The 17,838-nt window shown below is 50.0% G+C and carries 17 protein-coding genes; 9 read left to right on the forward strand and 8 right to left on the reverse strand.

The window, feature by feature from the left end; all coding sequences use genetic code 11:
- Positions 1–33 precede the first annotated feature (33 nt).
- The 3 genes from BLV22_RS11715 to BLV22_RS11725 all read right to left on the reverse strand — a co-directional run bounded on the left by BLV22_RS11715 (position 34) and on the right by BLV22_RS11725 (position 4,258).
- Positions 34–1,002, reverse strand: a complete 969-nt coding sequence (locus BLV22_RS11715) for a S8 family peptidase (RefSeq protein WP_091615493.1) — start codon at positions 1,000–1,002, stop codon at positions 34–36.
- 122 nt (positions 1,003–1,124) lie between these two features.
- On the reverse strand, positions 1,125–2,840 hold the full coding sequence (locus BLV22_RS11720; RefSeq protein ID WP_091615497.1) for a bifunctional metallophosphatase/5'-nucleotidase: 1,716 nt from the start codon (positions 2,838–2,840) through the stop codon (positions 1,125–1,127).
- Positions 2,841–3,049: 209 nt separating this feature from the next.
- Positions 3,050–4,258 carry a multidrug effflux MFS transporter gene (locus BLV22_RS11725; RefSeq protein WP_091615499.1) on the reverse strand — a complete coding sequence of 403 codons (1,209 nt, stop codon included), beginning with the start codon at positions 4,256–4,258 and terminating at the stop codon, positions 3,050–3,052.
- Positions 4,259–4,467: 209 nt separating this feature from the next.
- Here BLV22_RS11725 and BLV22_RS11730 point away from each other — a divergent pair, with 209 nt between their 5' ends.
- Both BLV22_RS11730 and BLV22_RS11735 read left to right on the forward strand, forming a co-directional pair.
- On the forward strand, positions 4,468–5,166 hold the full coding sequence (locus tag BLV22_RS11730; RefSeq protein WP_091615502.1) for a TVP38/TMEM64 family protein: 699 nt from the start codon (positions 4,468–4,470) through the stop codon (positions 5,164–5,166).
- A 35-nt stretch (positions 5,167–5,201) separates the two neighbouring features.
- Entirely contained in the window at positions 5,202–5,993 is a 792-nt protein-coding gene (locus tag BLV22_RS11735; RefSeq protein WP_091615628.1) for an SDR family oxidoreductase, read from the forward strand.
- A 10-nt stretch (positions 5,994–6,003) separates the two neighbouring features.
- Here BLV22_RS11735 and BLV22_RS11740 read toward each other — a convergent pair whose 3' ends face one another.
- Positions 6,004–7,233: an NADH:flavin oxidoreductase/NADH oxidase family protein gene (locus BLV22_RS11740; protein WP_176967756.1), complete on the reverse strand. Its 1,230-nt coding sequence runs from the start codon at positions 7,231–7,233 to the stop codon at positions 6,004–6,006.
- A gap of 80 nt (positions 7,234–7,313) precedes the next feature.
- Complete coding sequence (locus BLV22_RS11745) at positions 7,314–8,333, reverse strand: zinc-dependent alcohol dehydrogenase family protein (RefSeq protein ID WP_091615505.1); 1,020 nt, start codon at positions 8,331–8,333, stop codon at positions 7,314–7,316.
- 194 nt (positions 8,334–8,527) lie between these two features.
- Here BLV22_RS11745 and BLV22_RS15095 point away from each other — a divergent pair, with 194 nt between their 5' ends.
- Both BLV22_RS15095 and yidA read left to right on the forward strand, forming a co-directional pair.
- On the forward strand, positions 8,528–8,812 hold the full coding sequence (locus tag BLV22_RS15095; protein ID WP_091615508.1) for a hypothetical protein: 285 nt from the start codon (positions 8,528–8,530) through the stop codon (positions 8,810–8,812).
- Positions 8,800–9,615 carry a sugar-phosphatase gene (gene yidA, locus BLV22_RS11755; protein ID WP_091615511.1) on the forward strand — a complete coding sequence of 272 codons (816 nt, stop codon included), beginning with the start codon at positions 8,800–8,802 and terminating at the stop codon, positions 9,613–9,615. Before BLV22_RS15095 ends, yidA begins: the two co-directional genes overlap by 13 nt.
- A gap of 62 nt (positions 9,616–9,677) precedes the next feature.
- Here the strand turns inward: yidA and BLV22_RS11760 are convergent, their stop codons facing one another.
- Together BLV22_RS11760 and BLV22_RS11765 are read right to left on the reverse strand one after the other, a co-directional pair.
- Entirely contained in the window at positions 9,678–10,643 is a 966-nt protein-coding gene (locus tag BLV22_RS11760) for a Gfo/Idh/MocA family protein (protein ID WP_091615513.1), read from the reverse strand.
- A 96-nt stretch (positions 10,644–10,739) separates the two neighbouring features.
- Positions 10,740–11,777: an ion channel gene (locus BLV22_RS11765; RefSeq protein WP_091615516.1), complete on the reverse strand. Its 1,038-nt coding sequence runs from the start codon at positions 11,775–11,777 to the stop codon at positions 10,740–10,742.
- A gap of 144 nt (positions 11,778–11,921) precedes the next feature.
- On the opposite strand from BLV22_RS11765, the gene BLV22_RS11770 reads away from it, so the two are divergent.
- The 3 genes from BLV22_RS11770 to BLV22_RS11780 are packed head-to-tail and all read left to right on the forward strand — an operon-like array spanning position 11,922 to position 15,649.
- A complete protein-coding gene (locus tag BLV22_RS11770; protein WP_176967757.1) occupies positions 11,922–13,100 on the forward strand; it encodes a galactokinase in 1,179 nt (392 codons plus the stop codon).
- A gap of 17 nt (positions 13,101–13,117) precedes the next feature.
- A complete protein-coding gene (locus BLV22_RS11775) occupies positions 13,118–14,626 on the forward strand; it encodes a UDP-glucose--hexose-1-phosphate uridylyltransferase (protein WP_342706676.1) in 1,509 nt (502 codons plus the stop codon).
- 15 nt (positions 14,627–14,641) lie between these two features.
- Entirely contained in the window at positions 14,642–15,649 is a 1,008-nt protein-coding gene (locus BLV22_RS11780) for a LacI family DNA-binding transcriptional regulator (protein WP_091615519.1), read from the forward strand.
- Here the strand turns inward: BLV22_RS11780 and BLV22_RS11785 are convergent.
- A complete protein-coding gene (locus tag BLV22_RS11785) occupies positions 15,644–16,054 on the reverse strand; it encodes an ion channel (RefSeq protein WP_091615521.1) in 411 nt (136 codons plus the stop codon). The genes BLV22_RS11780 and BLV22_RS11785 overlap by 6 nt on opposite strands.
- Before the next feature lie 136 nt (positions 16,055–16,190).
- Between BLV22_RS11785 and BLV22_RS11790 the strand changes: the two genes are divergently transcribed.
- Together BLV22_RS11790 and BLV22_RS11795 are read left to right on the forward strand one after the other, a co-directional pair.
- Entirely contained in the window at positions 16,191–16,760 is a 570-nt protein-coding gene (locus BLV22_RS11790) for a DJ-1/PfpI family protein (protein ID WP_091615524.1), read from the forward strand.
- A 99-nt stretch (positions 16,761–16,859) separates the two neighbouring features.
- Positions 16,860–17,657 (forward strand): sulfite exporter TauE/SafE family protein, encoded by a 798-nt coding sequence (locus BLV22_RS11795; RefSeq protein WP_245724086.1) that lies wholly within the window; start codon positions 16,860–16,862, stop codon positions 17,655–17,657.
- Positions 17,658–17,838 lie beyond the last annotated feature (181 nt).

Genomic DNA, 17,838 nt, shown 5'->3' on the forward strand with positions numbered 1-17,838 from the left:
GTGCGGCATGGCCTTTTTTGTATGGCCGATGGATTAAAAGCCAGCGGTTTCGCTTTGGAGTGTCTGGGCGAGACGTTCGACAGTACCGAGCAACAGCAGGCCGCTGCCTTCTGCGCTCAATGGATAGCCGAGAGGAACAGTGCGGCGGAGCAGCTGGGCATACATCTCCGGCTCGGAAATGCGCCGGCCAAAGCCTGCTTCCGCCCAGTTGGTTACAAGGGCAAGGGCGCCGGAAACGTGAGGAGCTGCCATGGAAGTGCCGCTCAGCCGGGCGTAGGAACTCCCCACATACGTAGATAATATCGAAGCCCCTGGAGCTGTGAGATCAATTTCATCGTTGGTATTTGTAAACGGGGTCAATTCGTTGGAAAAGTTCACCGCCCCGACTTGAATAACTTCATTATAGGCGCCCGGATAGGCAAGCTCTGCAGTATCAATGTCCCCGTCTCCTTCATTTCCAGCGGCGCAGACAACAGCAATATCGGCCGCAACTGCTTCTTTAATGGCCTCGTGCAGCTCAGGAACGTCCTGTGGACCGCCGAGAGACATACTGATCACACGCACCCGTTCCCCGTTGCTTCCGCGCCAGGAGACCGCGTAGCGGACGGAGTCGATAATTCCCTGCATGCTCCCGCTTCCTGATCCGTTCAGTGCTTTTAAAATCAGCAGCCTGGCTTTAGGTGCAACTCCGGCTATACCGAAGCCGTTGTCGGCAGCGGCGATAGTGCCGGCCACATGAGTGCCGTGACCGTTATTATCTTCAATAAACGCTGGATTCCCCCGGTAGTCGCTGGTGAAATTGCGCCCGCCGATAATTTGATGCTGCAGATCAGGGTGATCTGTCTGGCAGCCGGTATCAATAACTGCGATAACATTGCCCGCTCCCTGAAACGTTTCCTCCCACTGCGATGGTGCTTCGATCATTTCCACTCCAGCCGGCACGTAGGATGCGGCAGAGACGTCGCTCTCTTTTCGGAACGGAACTAAAGATACATAACTCATAATAATGCCCCCTCATCAGGATGTAATAGCATTTCCTGTTATGAAAAGGCATGATCAAAAGAAAAAGTAAACCAGAAAAAATCAGGACCGGGCGATTCCCGGTCCTGAAGCGTGTGGCCTTATTACTCTGCTTGAGCCTGATCGATGCATTCCTTTGCCGGCTCTGCTTCGGCAGGAACTTCTACATCTTTGCCGTTTTTATACTTTTGAAGTACAGAAATCAGCTGTCCGCGGTTAAAGCCGGAGTCATTTTTGTTTGGATTGCCGTTTGGCACCAGTTCATGCACTTCATCGATAATACATTCTTTTGTGACATTCTCAACGGGAGCTTCCGGTTCTTCAACGGCCGGTTCCCCGACTTCAAGGTTGATCCGTCCCTGCGTTTCATAATCCACGGCACCTTCCGTATCCATTAAGAATTCAGCATAGGTGATCATGCTGTTGGTCACAAGTCCGGCATCAGGCTGGATAATTTCCCCTTCGAAATTATAGCCGTCCCCGCCGTCCGCGAGGAAGTTTGGCAGCGCGACCGAGTATGTTTCCGTGCTTTCGATCGGCTCTCCGTCAATAGTGAGCTCGGCTCCGTTAAATGCACCGTCTTCGGTCGTATAAATGGTGTAGTTCAGTCCGGACGTCTGCAGGTCCACCTGCTCACTGCGATTATAGGACTGCTCGATTACATTTTCGAGAGCTTCCCCCGTCATATTCATTTCAACGATATTATTTCCAAATGGTTCAATGGAATAAATATCTCTTGCAGTAATATCTCCGGGGTCGATGCCCGCCCGCAGGCCGCCATTGTTATAAACAGCAACGTCTGTATCTGTTGTGTAGCGCATGGAATCGGTCCAGAAGTTACCAAGCGGGGCGTCTTCCTCATAGCGGCTGTCTCTTGAGAGGCCGGTATTTGTTTCCCCGATGACTTCTCCCAGCAGCTCATCCGCTTCTGCTATATAATCATCCGCTTTCACCTGAACGTCTTCATTCATCGCTTCTATGCTCTCGATGTCGTGTAATTGCCCTTCAGTGTTTGTTACTTCTCCGGTTTCATCATCAAGGGTAAAGGTCATTTCTCCGATAAAGTCGAGGTTTGAGCCTGCCTGGGCAACAGGTGTGCCATTCACGACGGCTGGCTCTTCAAGGACGGTATGCGTATGGCCGCCAATAATGGCGTCAAAAAATTCCACGTCCTCTGCCAGCTGCTCATCTTCGCTGTAGCCTATGTGAGTGAGGCCGATAAAAAGGTCTGAGTCTTCTCCAAGGCTTTCGTATGATTCCGCCACCCCTGCATAATCATTGTCAAAGCTGAGGCCCTCGATACCGTCAGGCGCTGTGGCAGGTGGTGCCTGGGTCAGTCCAAGAAGAGCGATATCGATGCCGTTAACGTTAATTTCATCATAGGCGGCGGGTTCTTCGATAGGGATGGAGCTGTCTTCGATTGATGTATTGGCACTGAGCCAGGTGAAATCACTGTCTGCTTCATTTTGGGCGAAGACTTCCTGACCGTAATCAAATTCATGGTTGCCGATCGTCATCGTTTCAAGTCCGACATCGTTCATTAAGTCGACCATGGGAGCTCCGTCCTGTAAATCGACTACCGGGTCTCCGCTGAAAATATCCCCGGGGCTGACGAACACCACGTGATCAGACTCCGCTTTTTTCTCATCAATGTAGCCGGCAAGCTTTCCCATATCCTCAATGGATGAATGGATGTCATTGGCATGAATGACTGTGACTTCTGTTTCCCCTTCCGCCGCACCGGCATTGGCTGCGGGAAGCATGAAAGCAGCGGCAGAAGCGCCGGCAGCAATCCCCCATCGTAAATTTGAATTGTTCATATAATCCCCCCTGATATGTATAAAAGAACTAATTAAAATGTAAGAAAATTTTGATCTTTTGCCAATAAGCAGGAGTTACTGCTTGTGAACAGAGGGAAAAAGAGTGAGCATATACCCAGGGACGGGCAGACTTATACTGCAGTATTTGAGAAAATTTATGCCTGTGCTCTCTGTTTTTTCGCATCCAAAGTCGTGATTCTTTTAGAATATTAAGCCGGCTTTTCTGTCGGTCCACCGCGTTTAGCCATGAATACATATGTTGCGAGAGCTAACGCACTCATCAAAAAGATAGTCAGCCCCATGGGGATGGCTGTGTCTTCGCCGGCAATGCCAACCATTGGGGCCGTAACGGCGCCGAGCACAAACGGGAGAAGACCTAAAAGCGCTGAGGCGCTGCCGGCGATATGGCTCTGGGTTTCCATCGCAAGAGAAAACGACGAAGTGGCGACAAAGCCGATAGAGGTAACAAAAAACAGAATAGGCAGTACAATGCCCCAGAGCGGTCCTTCAAAAATAACGACCACAAGCAAAGCCAGACCGGCGACAAAAGCCATCACAAGTCCGGATTCAAGAAATATTCTTTCAGGAATGACCGAAGCAAAACGGCCAACCATAAACGTTCCCAGCAGAAGGCCGAGTCCGTTTAACCCAAACAGAATACTAAACACCTGCGGGGAGACGCCATATATATTTTGATAAATAAATGGGGTACCGGCCACGTAGGCAAAAATTCCCCCGATCATAAAGCCCTGGGACAGAGCGTACCCCGAAAACTGCCGGTCTTTAAGAAGAGAGAGAAAATTGCTGAAGGTAGTTCCGAGATTGCTCGGCACCCGGTCGTCTTCAGGGAGGGTCTCGCCTAACCGGAACGCCGTGATCAGCAGTAGAATAGTACCAAGTATAGAAAGCGTTAAAAAGATTCCGGGCCAGCTGGTGAAAAGGAGCACCCCGCTCCCAATAGAAGGGGCGAGCAGTGGAACAAGGTTGTTGACGAGCATCAACAGGGCGAACAGCTTCGTGAGTTCGGCCCCGCTGCTGACATCCCGGACAATTGCCCGGGAAATAACGAGTCCGGCTGACGCAGCAAAGCCCTGTATAAAACGCCCGGCGATCAGGATGGAAATATTCGGTGCAAAAATACAGGCGGCTGATGCTGCAATATAAACGATCAGTGCGACAATCAGAGGCCGGCGACGTCCGTACACATCACTGAGGGCTCCGGCGACGAGCTGGCCAACGCCGAGCCCGAGCAGACAGGCCGTTAAACTCAACTGTACGATAGAGGCACTGGTTTCGTAGGAAGCGGTAATATCAGGAAGGGCGGGAAGGTACATATCAATAGTCAAAGGAATCAGTGCTGCAAGTGCTCCGAGCAGGACAACAAAACGGGCCCGCTTGAAGCTGGTTAATTGGTTCATATGTAGACCGCCTTTCTAAGCGAAGATATAAATAAATAAAGGAAAAAGCCTAAACCTGCTTCAGCTTACCTAAAAAAAGAAAAGATGGAAAGTTTTTTGCCCGTACTCATAAAAACAAGCCGCTTTTACAAATATAATTTTTGGGAAAATAAGGCGTGTTAACCCGCTTCTCCGTTATAATAAAGATAGATATTGAGGAGGAAGGCGTCATGAAAAAAAAATTAAAAAATTACGCTCTGCGGCTGACAATTACGGTGAGTGCCGCCATTCTGATTCTACTGCTTTCGCGTTTTTATCTTCATCTCAACCCTGAAGATGTGAAAGGGTGGATGGAAAGTATCGGATTTTTAGGGCCGGTCGTCCTGCTGCTGTTATTTGTGATCCGGCCGTACCTGCTGATTCCTCTGCCAGTGGTCGCTATAGCTGCCGGATTTTTGTTTGGGCACTGGCTGGGCGCGTTTCTTATTTTTCTTGGAGCCGTTCTGGGCGCTTCCGTTTCTTTTTTTACGAAAAGACGCAGGGCGGGCGACTTAAATTTAGATGAAAAAAATATGGAGGAACTGGACAAAATCAAGGAAGAGCTAGAGGAACACGGCTTCAAATTTTTATTAATGCTCCGGCTCATCCCGGTGCTTCATTATGATTTATTAACGTCCCTCAGTGCCCGTATGGACGTAGGCTGGCGGCAGTATCTGGGTGCAACCGTGCTGGGTACCGTCCCGAGGGCTGTCCTGCTTGGCTTTTTTGGTTCGAGTATTCTTTCTTTTGAGCCGATGAAGATGATTATCCTGGGAGTGCTTGCGGTAGTGATAGCCGTGCTCGGCTATGTACTTAAACGAAAGGTAGAGGACGAATTTAACACCGAAGAATTAAAAGAAGAAACTAAACAGCTGCAGCCGCCGGTATGAACGCAGCCAGGCCGCAGCAAGAAGGGGAGAAAAATATGGATCTGCAGCTTGCAGGAAAAACGGTACTTGTACTGGCGTCAAGCCGGGGCCTTGGAAAAGCATCGGCTGCCGCATTCGCAAAAGAAGGCGCTGATATCATGATTACGGGCCGCACGGAGGAGAGCCTGAAAGAGGCGGAAAAAGAGCTTCTGTCTCTAAGCGCCCCCGGCCGGGTTGGTTATTATGTATGCGATATTACGAAAAAGGCAGAAATTAAAGCACTTGTTGAATATACCGTGGAAGCATTCGGTCCGGTCGACGTGCTCGTTAATAACGCCGGCGGCCCTCCTGCCGTCACGTTTGACGATTTTGACGACGATGACTGGCAGAAGGCGTTTGACTTAAACCTGATGAGCTTCGTACGTGCAACACGCGCAGTGCTGCCTTCAATGAAAGAGAGCGGAGGAGGACGGATTGTCAACATTACGTCTTCTTCGATGAAACAGACGCTGGATAATTTAATTTTATCGAATACATTCCGGGCCGGCTTGATGGGTCTTGCCAAAAGTCTTTCCCAGGAGCTCGCCCCGCACGGTATTCTCATTAATTCCCTGGGACCTGGCAAAATAGCTACAGACCGGGTAACAGAGCTCGACGGAAGAAAAGCCGAACAGAACAATAAGAGTGCTGAGGACGTGCAGAGAGAATCAGAAGCAGCGATCCCGCTTGGACGATACGGGCAGCCGGAAGAGTTTGCGGCGCAGGTCGTTTTTTACGGATCCTTCGCCAATACCTACGTGACCGGCCAGACACTGCTCGTGGACGGCGGGCTGATAAAGGCACTTTAAGGCGGAAAATTTATCCTCTTCGCTGCCGGATAACGTTTATTCCGTTTTTCATCAGAAGAAGCGCTAAAGAGAACACAGGAGGAAAACCGGGTGCGGCTTTCCGGCCTTTACTCAGCCGGGCGAGCTGCTGATTATACCAGGCAAGCTCCATAATCCCCAGGTTATCAATAAACGGAAGGCCGGTTTTGACAGGAGCAATCCGGGGGACCGGGGCTTCTGAAAGAAGCCTGTCCGGGTAATCCGGGTACACAGCCATGGGTCTTGCCAGACCAATGAAATCGGCTGCTCCTGACTGGAGCGCGCTGTCCATCGCCGGACGGGTGCGGAAGCCTCCAGTTAAAATCACCGGAACCTCTGTAGTCTGCTTCAGGCTTTCAGCATATTCCAGGAAATAAGCTTCACGCTTAAGCGTAGAGGCAGAAGCATTTTTTCCGAATAATTCCGGACGTTCGTAAGTGCCTCCGGAGATTTCAATCATATCGACTCCAAGCCGTTCGAGCTCTTTAATTACATATTGGGATTCTTCCTCCGAAAAGCCGGCCTTCATAAAATCCGCACTGTTGATTTTTACTCCAACAGGAAATTCCGGCCCTGCGGCTTCGCGGACAGCGTTAAAAATTTCACGTAAAAAACGGAAGCGGTTTTTAATTGAACCGCCCCATTCGTCGGTTCGCTGATTATGGCGGGGCGAGAGAAACTGGCTGATCAAGTAGCCGTGGGCAGCGTGAATCTGGACGCCGGTAAAACCGGCACGCCTGGCCAGGGAGGCGGTATGGGCAAACTGCCGGATGATTTTTTCTATTTCTGGATGGGTTAGAGCCCGGGCGTGGGGAAAGAAGCGCTGGATCCCTGATTCAAACGGCACAGCAGAAGGGGCGACCGCTTCACGGGCTACACCTTTTGGCACCTGTTTGCCCGGGTGATTGATCTGCATCCATAAATGGGTATCATTATGTGTGCCGGCACGGGCCCAGGCGCGGAACAGGCCAAGCTGCTTTTCGCTCTCAAGCACGACGTTGCCCGGCTCCCCAAGCGCCTGCTGGTTGATCATCACGTTCCCGGTAATGAGTAAGCCTGCGCCTCCTTTGGCCCAGGTATGGTACAGCCGGAAGATGTCAGCATCCGGCAGATGGACTTTTGTGGCAAGCCCTTCGCTCATGGCTGATTTAACGAAGCGGTTTTTAAATGTCACATTTTTATTATGTAATGTAAACGGGGAAGCGGCTGTGGTCTCTTTCAAAGTGATCCTCTCCTTACTGCTCGAATGGATTAAGAAGAAAATAAAGCGGAGCGCGTAACAGAAGCGCTCCGCTTGTTTTATTACTGGTCGTGGGAAATAACCATTTTGCCGAAGAAATTTTGGCTTTTCAGGTGGCGGTAGGCTTCCTGGGCCTGTTCAAATGGATAAACCGTATCAATTACCGGTGTCAGCTGATGGGCAGCGATGGCGCGGTTCATGGATTCAAACATATCTCGGCTGCCAACACCGATTGTTCTTGTGGAAGCTTTACCGAAAAGGTCATAGTAATCGATTTTCTCCCCGGTTCTTGTAAGCACGCCGATTAAAGCTACTTCCTCGCCGGGAGCGACTGCTTCAATCGATTGATGAAACGAAGCAGGGCCGACCACTTCAACCACACGGTTTACGCCACCGTTGGAAAGCTCTTCCGCACGTTTTCCCCAGTCCGGCGTGTCGTTGTAGTTGATGATGTTGTTAGAGCCGAGCTCCTGCAGCTTTTCCTCTTTCCAGCTGCTCGAAGTAGTCGAGATAACGCGAAGCCCCAGAATTTTCGCCAGCTGCACCGCGAAAACAGAAACGCCCCCGGTGCCAAGCGTCAGCACTGTGTCCCCAGGGCCGGCCGGGGAAGGACCGTGCAGGGCATTCCAGGCAGTGACAGCCGCGCATGGAAGCGTTGCTCCCTGCTCGTACGTAAGATGATCAGGTAGACGAACAAGCTCTTCCGGATTGATTACTTTATAATCCGTCAGCCAGCCGTCACTGTGTGTGCCGTATGGTTCCATGTAGGAAGGACGCTTTCCGCCGAACCATTCCCGGGTGAAATTGCCGGCTACCCGGTCTCCGATGCGGAAGCGGCGTACATCTTCACCTGCTTCAACAATTTCACCGGCGCCGTCCGACAGCTGCACGAGGTTTTCCCGCAGTTCCCCCGGATAACCGCCTTCGACCATAGCGAGATCCCGGTAGTTTAAGGAAGTAGCTTTTACCCGGACAAGCACCTCTCCCCGCTGTACCTTCGGCATGGATTCTTCGGCCATCTCTAAATTTTCTATGCTTCCCGGTTCACGAAGCCGAAAAGCCCGGTTTTGTGCTGGTGCCATTGTATAGCCTCCTTGAATGTTTTAGCTTTTACTGTTTATTCCCCGGAGAGCGATTTTTTAAAAGAGACGGGCGTAATTTTAAGCAAAAAGTTATACTGAAAGCATGACCTTATATTTTTCTGTAAAGCAACAGGAATGTTATTACGCTTAATAAAGAAGAAGCCAGTCCCCGCTAAAAAAAAAGGAGGTCCGGTGTGCGGAAAAACACAGATATGACTGAAGTAGAAAATGTAATTGTCCACAAAGCAGCAGAATTCCAGGGATATACTGTTTTATTCTCGATCCACGGCCAGCGCTTTCAATTTTTAATAGCCGATGGGCAGCCGTTATTTCCGTTAAATGTCCTCCATACGTTTGTTGAACAAGATGTATGCGGGCAGTGTGGAAAAAAGAACTGCTCGCCTATATGGAGGAGCATTTCCTGTGGGGGCCGGCAGGACATATTTAAATACGAAGGAGGATTGGTATGTACAAACTAATAGCCGTAGATATGGATGGAACCATGCTGAATGATCAGCACGCACTGACGCCGGAGGTGATTCAGGCGGTCCGGGAAGCAAAAGCAGCCAGCATCAAAATTGTATTGTGTACCGGACGGCCGCTCCCGGGTATTCAGCGTTACGTTGATCAGCTGTCACTTCGGGAAGAGGGAGACTATATTGCTGTATTTAACGGAGCGCTTGTCCAGGAGACATTCGCAAGCCGGGTTGTCAGCCAGCTCGATATGGTGTACGAAGACGTTATGGAGCTTGAGCATCTGAGCCGGGAGCTGCCCATAGCCATGCATTACTTTAGTGAAAAGCATATTTACACGCCGCAAAAAGATATTGATAAATACACGGTGCTTGATGCTTATCTGAATAGTATACCTTTGCGCGTGCGTACGCTTGAAGAGGTCGGGCCGTCCGTGGCGCTGCCGAAGGTGATGTTTGTGGGCGATAAAGAACACATTGACCGGACAGAGCTTTTACTGCCGGAAAACATTAAAGCCAAAAATGAAATTATGCGCAGCACGCCGCATTTTTTGGAATTTCTTCATCCAAAAGCAAGTAAGGGCAACGCGGTGATGGATCTGGCGGCCCGGCTCGGCATCGCCCGGGAGGAAGTAATGTGCATCGGGGATAACGGCAACGACTTATCTATGATAGAGGCAGCAGGATGCGGAGTGGCGATGGGAAATGCTATTCCGGAAATCAAGGCGGCAGCTGATATTATTACATCCACGAACAATGAAAACGGGGTGGCAGAGGCAATCAATAATGTACTGCTGCACTTCCGTTAAGTAAAAAAGCCTTTATTCCATGCGGAATAAAGGCTTTACTTGTATTTAGCGGGAAATCCGGGTTATTCGAACGGATAGCGGAAATTCCACTGCCGCCGGGATTCGTCCATGAGTGCCATCACATCAGAAGAGTACTGCAGGAGAGGGGCATAGTCCCCGCTGGAAACATACCGTTCCATTTCCCGGATTTCATAATGCAGTGCTTTTGGCGTCTCGCCCTCAGCAACGAGCTCGCTTTCTCCGCTGGTATACTCGATGACTGCCTCGTCGGCACGTGGAAAGTTGTCGACAGTAATTGAGCCTTTATCGCCGGCAATAATCCCTCTTTTGGGAAGCCTGGAGCTGAATGAGAGCTGTATTGTCGCCATCTGGCCCCGGCTGTTTTTTAAAACGATCCCGGACTGGTCATCGACGCCGCTCCCGGCCATTTCTCCAATGGTTGTTACCTCCTGCGGCTGCTCCTGCAGGAAAAAACGGGCAAACGACAGGGCATATACGCCGATATCAAGCATTGCGCCTCCGGCAAGATCCGGGTTAAAGAAGCGGTTGGTGGTATCATACTCTTTAATAGTGCCAAACGTGACGTTAATAGAACGAACGTTGCCGATTACCCCCTCTGCGATCTTTTGCTGCAGCACCCGGTGAAGCGGATGAAAATACAGCGTTACTGCTTCAAGCAGCACCAGGTCCAGGTCTGAAGCAAGCGCCGTCAGTTCATCGAGCTGCTGCTTATTAACGGTAATGGCCTTTTCGCAAAACACATGTTTCCCGCTCTCGAGGCACTGCCTGGCAATGTCGTAGTGGTTCGTATGGGGAGTGGCGATATAGACGATATCAAGCGCTTCGTCTTCAAGGAATTTGTTCAGCGAGTCAAACGGGTGCTCAATGTTAAAATCACCTGCAAAATTTTCGGCTTTATCCATAGTGCGGGAGCAGACGGAATGAAGCCCGCCATGCTCATCGTTTAATGCTTTAGCAAATTTTCCGGCTATATTGCCGGTGCCGATGATGCCCCAGTTAAAACTCATATGCGTCACACCTTTTCGTTTAGTTGTTTTACCCGGCTATTATAACGCAGCCGAAAAATTAGGAGATAATTTCCGGTCAAATCGTGCAGAAGATTTTTATTTTGCCTGCTTCCCACTGATTTTATGATACGTATCTTCGTGGCAGATGACAAAGAGCCGGGCATCCTCCGGAATACGTTCGCCGAGCTTATGATTGATATTTAAATCATCGTGGTCTGAGACGAGGGTAGCCCCTTCTTCGAGCAGATCCATATAAGCTTCACGGTATGTTCCCCATGAGGGGCGTTTAGGTATTTCATACAGATCTTCCCCGTGCCTTTTCGACAAAAGCTGTGACACGATCTTTGAAGTGCCCCGGCTGAAAGCGGAACGTACGGCCAGCTGCGAAATCATTTCTGAGCTGACGATAAATTCATCCACGTCCACATGGGTGAAGTTGTGAATATTATTTCGCTCCTTGACCTCCACGATGGTATAAATGTCTTTAAAATGGCGCTGAATATTGGTGGCAATTAATAATGATTTCCCGTCAATGTAAGAAGGATCATGAATATATTCTCCGTTGATGGTAAGTTCATTGGGAAAAATAAATACGGCCCGGGCTTCGCAGATGTTTGCCTGATCCAGCACTTCTTTATCGGCCGGGTTACCGCGGACGTAAAACAGGCGGTCGTGGTGATACGGAGTTTCTTCATACTGATCGATAAGTACGATTTCAATATTTTTTTCCGTGTTTAAAATTTCCCGGATGGCGATTTTCGCATGCTTGCTCCAGTCGGCAATGACGATATGGTCTTTTCCACTGTAATCCAATTTTCCCCGCTCCTTTCTGCGGTTATACACATATATAAAATCAATAACCTTACTGATCACGATAGAAATCAGACCAATGCCGATCATGTACAGAAAAATGCCGTACAGCTTTCCGGGGGCGGTCTGCGGAACATAATCACCGAAGCCGACAGTAGTCACAGAAGTCATGACCCACCAGAAGCCGTTGAACGGGCTGCCGAATTCTTCCGGCTCTATGTAATAAATCGCAAAGGAACTTCCCCCGATCACCAGGGCAGTAACCATAAAAATAACGGCTGTATTCACATTAATTAAACGTTCAAACAATTTATTAAAGAACACCCCGGCTCCTCCTCCCTGCTAAAAGTACCATTACCCATATTAAGGCCGGAAAAATCTAAAAGTTTATAGTAAAAATTTTAGTAAAAACTTTATTTACGCTTAGCTTTCCGCTATACTGATAAAAAGAATGAAGGAGGCTATTGCATGGAGGCAGTGGTAATGAAAGAGTTTGAACAACAGTTTTCCCGCCAGGCGGAACGGCTGTTTTTTGCTCCCGGCCGTATTAATGTTATTGGTGAACATACAGATTATAATGGAGGATTTGTGTTTCCGTGTGCGATTACAAACGGAACATATGCAGCAGCAGCGGGTCGAAGCGACCGACAGCTGAGGTTTGTAAGCGGTAATTTTTTAAACGAAGGAATGATAACGCTATCAATGGATGATCTTTCGTTTCAAAAGGAACATGACTGGGCGAACTACCCGAAAGGCATATTTGCTATTCTGGCAGCAGAAGGCTATCAATGCGAAACCGGCTATGATATTTATTTTTCCGGCAATATCCCAAACGGAGCCGGTTTGTCCTCGTCAGCGTCGATTGAACTGGCCACCGCCGTGCTGCTCAACGAATGGGAAGGATGGGGACTTTCCATCAAAGCCCTTGTCCAGTACGCCCAGCGGGTGGAAAACGAGTATATCGGCGTACAGACCGGTATTATGGATCAGTTTGCGATCGGGTTTGGCAAAGACGGGCACGCCATGCTGCTTGACTGCGGAACGCTCGAATATGAATACGCTCCGCTTCCGACAGATAAATATACCATTTTAATTATGAATACAAACAAATCCCGGGAGCTTGCAGGCTCAGCCTATAATGAGCGGCGGGCCGAATGTGAAGAAGCGCTGGCAGAAATGCAGAAGCACCGGGATATTACGAACCTTTGTGAATTATCGGTAGAGGAGTGGAACCAGCTCAGTCAGGAGGTTAAAAATGAAACGGTCCGAAAAAGAGCCCGGCACGTTATTTACGAGCATGACCGTACGAAGCAGGCAGCAGCTATGCTGAAAGCGGAAAATTATAAAGCGTTTGGCCGGTTGCTCAATGAGTCCCACCGGTCGTTAAAGGAAGATTATGAGGTAACCGGTCCCGAGCTCGACACGCTGGCCGAAACCGCCCAGAAGCAGCCCGGCGTGATTGGCGCCCGGATGACCGGAGCGGGTTTTGGCGGCTGCGCGATCGCTTTTGTGGAACATGGACAGGCGGAAGAGGCAGAGAAGAGTATTGCAGCAGCCTATGAAAAAGAGACAGGCTTTAAACCTTCGTTCTACAAAGCCACCGCCGGTGAAGGCGCCCGGGAGCTGGCGCGGGCTGGGCAAAAGTAAGGGAAAGGAGAGATTCTATGGCCATGCAGGTGGATTCAGTCATCATGTCGCTCGTCGACTGGGCAGAAGAAAATAAATTAATTCATGCAGAAGACAAGGTGTATGCACGCAATCAGCTGCTGCGGGAGCTTCATCTCGAAGCGATTGATGAAAATGCAGCCGCCGGGGCGCGATCGTTTGAGGAACTGCTCGGGAAGCTCACCTCCTATATGGTGGAGACAGGGATCGTGGAGGATTTACTCGACAAGCGGGAGCAGGCTAAAGCAGACATCATGAATATTTTCCTTCCCAGGCCTTCTGACGTCCAGCGGACCTTTGAAGAAAAGTACCGCCGGGACCCGGTCGAAGCCACCGACTATTTTTACTGGCTGAGCCGGGCCTCCAACTATATTCAGATGGACCGGGTGGCCAAAAACATTCATTTCCCGTATGCGTCTTCCTATGGGACGGTCGATATTACGATCAATTTGTCCAAGCCGGAAAAAGATCCGCGTGATATTGAAGCGGAAAAGCAGAAGAGGGCATCGGTATCGTACCCGAAGTGTGTGCTGTGTAAAGAAAATGAAGGATACCCGGGGCGGATCGGGCATCCGGCCCGGTCGAACCACCGGTTAGTCCGGACAGAGCTTGAAGGGGAAAGTTGGTATTTGCAGTATTCTCCGTATATTTATTACCCGGAGCATTCCATTCTTCTCAGCGAATACCACCGGGATATGAAAATTAACCGTAAAACCTTTACCCGGCTGCTTGGATTTGTGGAACAGTTTCCGCATTATTTCATGGGCTCGAACGCCGATCTTCCGGTAGTGGGGGGATCGATTTTATCCCATGATCACTACCAGGGCGGAAGATACACCTTTGCCCTGGAAAAGGCAGAGCCGGAAAACGTTTTTGATGTGTTGGGATATACGGATTTAACCGTGGAAATCGTTCACTGGCCGATGAGCGTTCTGCGGCTGCGCTCAAAGGAGCAGACAAGCGTGATTGAGGCTGCGGAGGCTGTACGGAAAACGTGGCAGGATTATACTGATACAGAACTTGAGATAGAAGCTTACTCCAGCGGAGAACCGCACAATACGGTAACGCCGATTGCACGAAAAAACGGCAGAGCCTGGGAAATGGATATAGTGCTGCGCAACAACCGGAAGACTGAGAAGCACCCCTACGGCCTGTTTCATCCCCACGAGGAAGTGCATCATATCAAAAAAGAAAACATCGGCCTGATCGAAGTTATGGGCTTGGCTGTTCTGCCGGCAAGGCTCCTCGGTGAACTCGATCAGATCACTGAATTTGCCGCCGGGCTTGGAGAGACGGTACCCGGGCAGCACGAAACGTGGGCTGAAGAACTGCGCGGTAAGCTGCAGGGACAGCCGAAGGCTGAGGTGCGGCAGGAAGTCGAACAGGCCGTGGGCAAAAAATTTATGGAGGTGCTGCATCACGCAGGTGTTTTCAAGCAGGATGCTGCCGGGCGCCGCGGCTTCCTTCAGTTTTTGCACACGCTGCCCTTAAAGCTCAAAGAAAAATAAAAGGAAGCTGATGACATGGCAACGATAAAGGACATCGCAAAAGAAGCCGGCGTGTCGATAGCGACCGTTTCCCGTGTGCTGAACTACGATGACACGCTCTCCGTAGCGGAAAGCACAAAGCAGCGTATTTTCCAGACCGCCGAAGCGCTGAACTATACGAAGCACGCAAAACGCAAACAGACTGTGCAGGCGGTTACCATCGTATACTGGTATACCGAACAGGAAGAGCTCGAAGATCTGTATTATCTGTCGATCCGCCTTGGCATTGAAAAGCGCTGTGACGAGCTGGGTATCCGGGCCCGGCGCCTGCTGCTTGAAGAGTTTCTGGCCCAGGAAACGAGTGAAAGTGAGCCGGTCATTGCCGTAGGCAAATTCAGCCCGGCGCAGGCGGAACACCTGCAGCACGTCAGCTCGCAGCTCGTCTTTGTGGACTCCACTCCGGATGAAGAGACGTTTGACTCTGTCATTGCCGATTTTCAGCGCGTGACGGAAAAAGTTCTTTCTTATCTTCGGGAGCTTGGGCACAAGCGTATCGGCTATCTTGGCGGACGGGAGTCCTACCCGTCAGAAACCGGGACGATTCCGGATCCACGGGAAGAGACTTTCCGTCGTCTGATGAACGAAAAAGACCGCCAAACAGCGCCCTGGATACGCACGGGCCGATTCACGGTTCAGGATGGTTATGAGTTAACAAAAAACGAACTGGCCGCTGAGGCCGCAGAAACGAGGCCGACAGCTCTGTTTGTGGCAAATGACACGATGGCAGTCGGATGCCTGCGCGCGCTCCATGAAGCAAAGATCAGCGTGCCGGAAGACATCAGCGTGGCGAGCGTCAACGACGTCAGCGTCGCGAAATTTGTTTATCCGCCGCTTACGTCCGTGAAGGTTTATACAGAAATAATGGGGGAGACAGCAGTGGACCTTCTGCTTGAGCGGCTCGATGGACGGAGAACGGTGCCTAAAACGGTGCTTGTGGCCACCGAGCTGCAGAAAAGAGAAAGCTGCGGGCCACTTTTATCATGACGATTCTTTGTTTTGCGAGGAGCCGAGCGCTTTCATAAAATAAGCGGTGGGGAGAAGAAGGCCCAGAGCTGCCTGCAGAAGAGCAAACGCTCTGGCGGTGCCGACAGGAACAAGATCCCCGTAGCCGACAGATAAAATAGTGACGCCGCTAAAATACAGACAGTTCAAGAAAGTAGATTCAGCAGCGGTGTCGGTAGGGTCATTAATTCTAAAGACGGTTTCATAAAAAGAAAGAAAGTAGTAAAGCAAAGCAAAAGCAAACGTCAGGCTCAACATAACTACAAACAGCTTATAAAACATAGCTGGACTGAATACCGTATGTTTATATGTTTTGTTCGTGAAAAAATAATATAGATTGATTAATACAAAAATAAATGTGAGGCCGAGCAAAAGCCCAGGCAGCATATAGTTATCCTCCTTTGTGGAACAAAGCTAAGTTTCCGTGCCCGTTTTAATTGTTTCAGAAAACATATTTCTATTACGTCAAAAGGGGTATAAAATAAAAGTAAGCTTTCCATCAATCAGAAAAGGAGCGTGTACGATGAGTGCGAAAAAAGTATTGATCGTGGCTGGTGATGCCGTAGAAGCGCTGGAGGTGTATTACCCGTATTTTCGGTGTATGGAGGAAGGATTTCATGTGGACCTGGCAGCAGCCAGTGTCAAAAAGCTGCATACGGTAATTCACGACTTTGAGGATTGGGAAACGTATACGGAAAAGCCGGGGTACGGCATCGAAGCGAATATTGCTTTTGAAGACGTAAACGTCTCTGACTACGATGCGCTGATTATCCCGGGAGGAAGAGCGCCGGAGCATATCCGGATGAACAAAGACCTGCTTGAAATCGTGAAGCATTTCTTTGAAAAGGATAAGCCGATTGCGATTATGTGCCACGGAAGCCTCGTGCTGACACCAATCGCAGAGGTGGCCAAAGGAAGAAAAATGACCGCTTACCAGGCCTGCAAGCCGGAAGTGGAAAGCATGGGCGCAGAATATATCGATGAAATGGATTATGTGGATAAAAACCTGGTTTCCGGGCACGCATGGCCGGATCTGCCTGCCATTATGCGGGAGTTTGTGAAACAGGTGAACGAAGCTCCGGTAACAACGTAGGACGGGATTCGGGTGGGCCGGCTGTATAAGCCGGCTTTTTTTGATGGCTGTTCATGCTAAAATGGAGCTGGATTACATAGAAGAAAAGAGGACAAGGACATGATGGAAGCTGTTTTACTGCTGCTCACAGGCATCTTTGCCGCTGCCTGCGGTTCGCTGGTCGGCCTCGGCGGAGCGTTTATTATTGTACCGATACTTGCACTGTTCTTTCCGATGCCGGCCTCGGATATTGCCGGAACCTCGATGGCAGTCCTTTTGTTTACGGCCATTTCAAGCACGTGGACGTATTCGAGACAAAAACGGATTGATTATAAAAGCGGTGTCTATTTTGCGATTGCCATGATGCCGGGCGCAGTCTTTGGCGCGTGGCTGACCCAGTTTTTTGATACAGATACGTTTTATACCGCGTTTGGTATCTTTTTATTCTGCATGGCCCTGTTTTTGCTGTTCCGCCCGAAGAACAAACAGCGGAGCGCCGGCAGGCCGACGACCAGGCGGACATTTACAGACCTTACGGGCCATACATATGAATACTCATACAATCGATGGATCGGCCTGTCGATTGCTCTGGCTGTCGGCGTTATATCAACGTCGTTTGGTGTCGGGGGAGGCTCTGTCATGGTGCCGACCATGGTAATGCTGCTGGCTTTTCCTCCTCATATTGCCACAGCAACCTCGATGTTTTTGATGGTGCTTTCGGCGGCAGTGGGGACAGCGGCGCATGCCTATTTTGGCCACGTTCAGTGGGAGAGTGTACTCTGGCTGGCGATTGGTGCTGTAATCGGCGGCCAGATTGGTTCTGCGCTTGCGGCGAAGCTGCCAGGGGCTATTATTCTGCGCGTGCTGGCCATCAGTCTCATCTTTGTTTCGTTAAGGCTGATTTTCGGAAGCTCATAAAAAGATCCCGGCTCTCGTATCGAGCTGGGATCTTTTTTGCTGTTTACTGGTCGTTTTCCGTTTGGAAATGGGAAACGATTGTATTCAATTCTCTGGACATCCATATTCAGCGCTTCTGCGAGAGCGTCGATCTCCTCTGCCGCAGCTTCAGAAGTCATGGTCAGTTTTTCTTCTTCTTCGG

It is taken from the genome of Marinococcus luteus, assembly GCF_900106595.1.
Taxonomy (GTDB): domain Bacteria; phylum Bacillota; class Bacilli; order Bacillales; family Marinococcaceae; genus Marinococcus; species Marinococcus luteus.

Excerpts from the sequence above, each read along its gene's own strand:
- BLV22_RS11795 (WP_245724086.1), top strand. The coding sequence starts at position 16,860 with ATGATGGAAGCTGTTTTACTGCTGCTCACAGGCATCTTTGCCGCTGCC.
- BLV22_RS11770 (WP_176967757.1), top strand. The coding sequence starts at position 11,922 with ATGGAGGCAGTGGTAATGAAAGAGTTTGAACAACAGTTTTCCCGCCAG.
- BLV22_RS11720 (WP_091615497.1), bottom strand. The coding sequence starts at position 2,840 with ATGAACAATTCAAATTTACGATGGGGGATTGCTGCCGGCGCTTCTGCC.
- BLV22_RS11790 (WP_091615524.1), top strand. The coding sequence starts at position 16,191 with ATGAGTGCGAAAAAAGTATTGATCGTGGCTGGTGATGCCGTAGAAGCG.
- BLV22_RS11780 (WP_091615519.1), top strand. The coding sequence starts at position 14,642 with ATGGCAACGATAAAGGACATCGCAAAAGAAGCCGGCGTGTCGATAGCG.
- yidA (WP_091615511.1), top strand. The coding sequence starts at position 8,800 with ATGTACAAACTAATAGCCGTAGATATGGATGGAACCATGCTGAATGAT.
- BLV22_RS11785 (WP_091615521.1), bottom strand. The coding sequence starts at position 16,054 with ATGCTGCCTGGGCTTTTGCTCGGCCTCACATTTATTTTTGTATTAATC.
- BLV22_RS11735 (WP_091615628.1), top strand. The coding sequence starts at position 5,202 with ATGGATCTGCAGCTTGCAGGAAAAACGGTACTTGTACTGGCGTCAAGC.
- BLV22_RS11760 (WP_091615513.1), bottom strand. The coding sequence starts at position 10,643 with ATGAGTTTTAACTGGGGCATCATCGGCACCGGCAATATAGCCGGAAAA.
- BLV22_RS11725 (WP_091615499.1), bottom strand. The coding sequence starts at position 4,258 with ATGAACCAATTAACCAGCTTCAAGCGGGCCCGTTTTGTTGTCCTGCTC.
- BLV22_RS11775 (WP_342706676.1), top strand. The coding sequence starts at position 13,118 with ATGGCCATGCAGGTGGATTCAGTCATCATGTCGCTCGTCGACTGGGCA.
- BLV22_RS11745 (WP_091615505.1), bottom strand. The coding sequence starts at position 8,333 with ATGGCACCAGCACAAAACCGGGCTTTTCGGCTTCGTGAACCGGGAAGC.
- BLV22_RS11715 (WP_091615493.1), bottom strand. The coding sequence starts at position 1,002 with ATGAGTTATGTATCTTTAGTTCCGTTCCGAAAAGAGAGCGACGTCTCT.
- BLV22_RS11730 (WP_091615502.1), top strand. The coding sequence starts at position 4,468 with ATGAAAAAAAAATTAAAAAATTACGCTCTGCGGCTGACAATTACGGTG.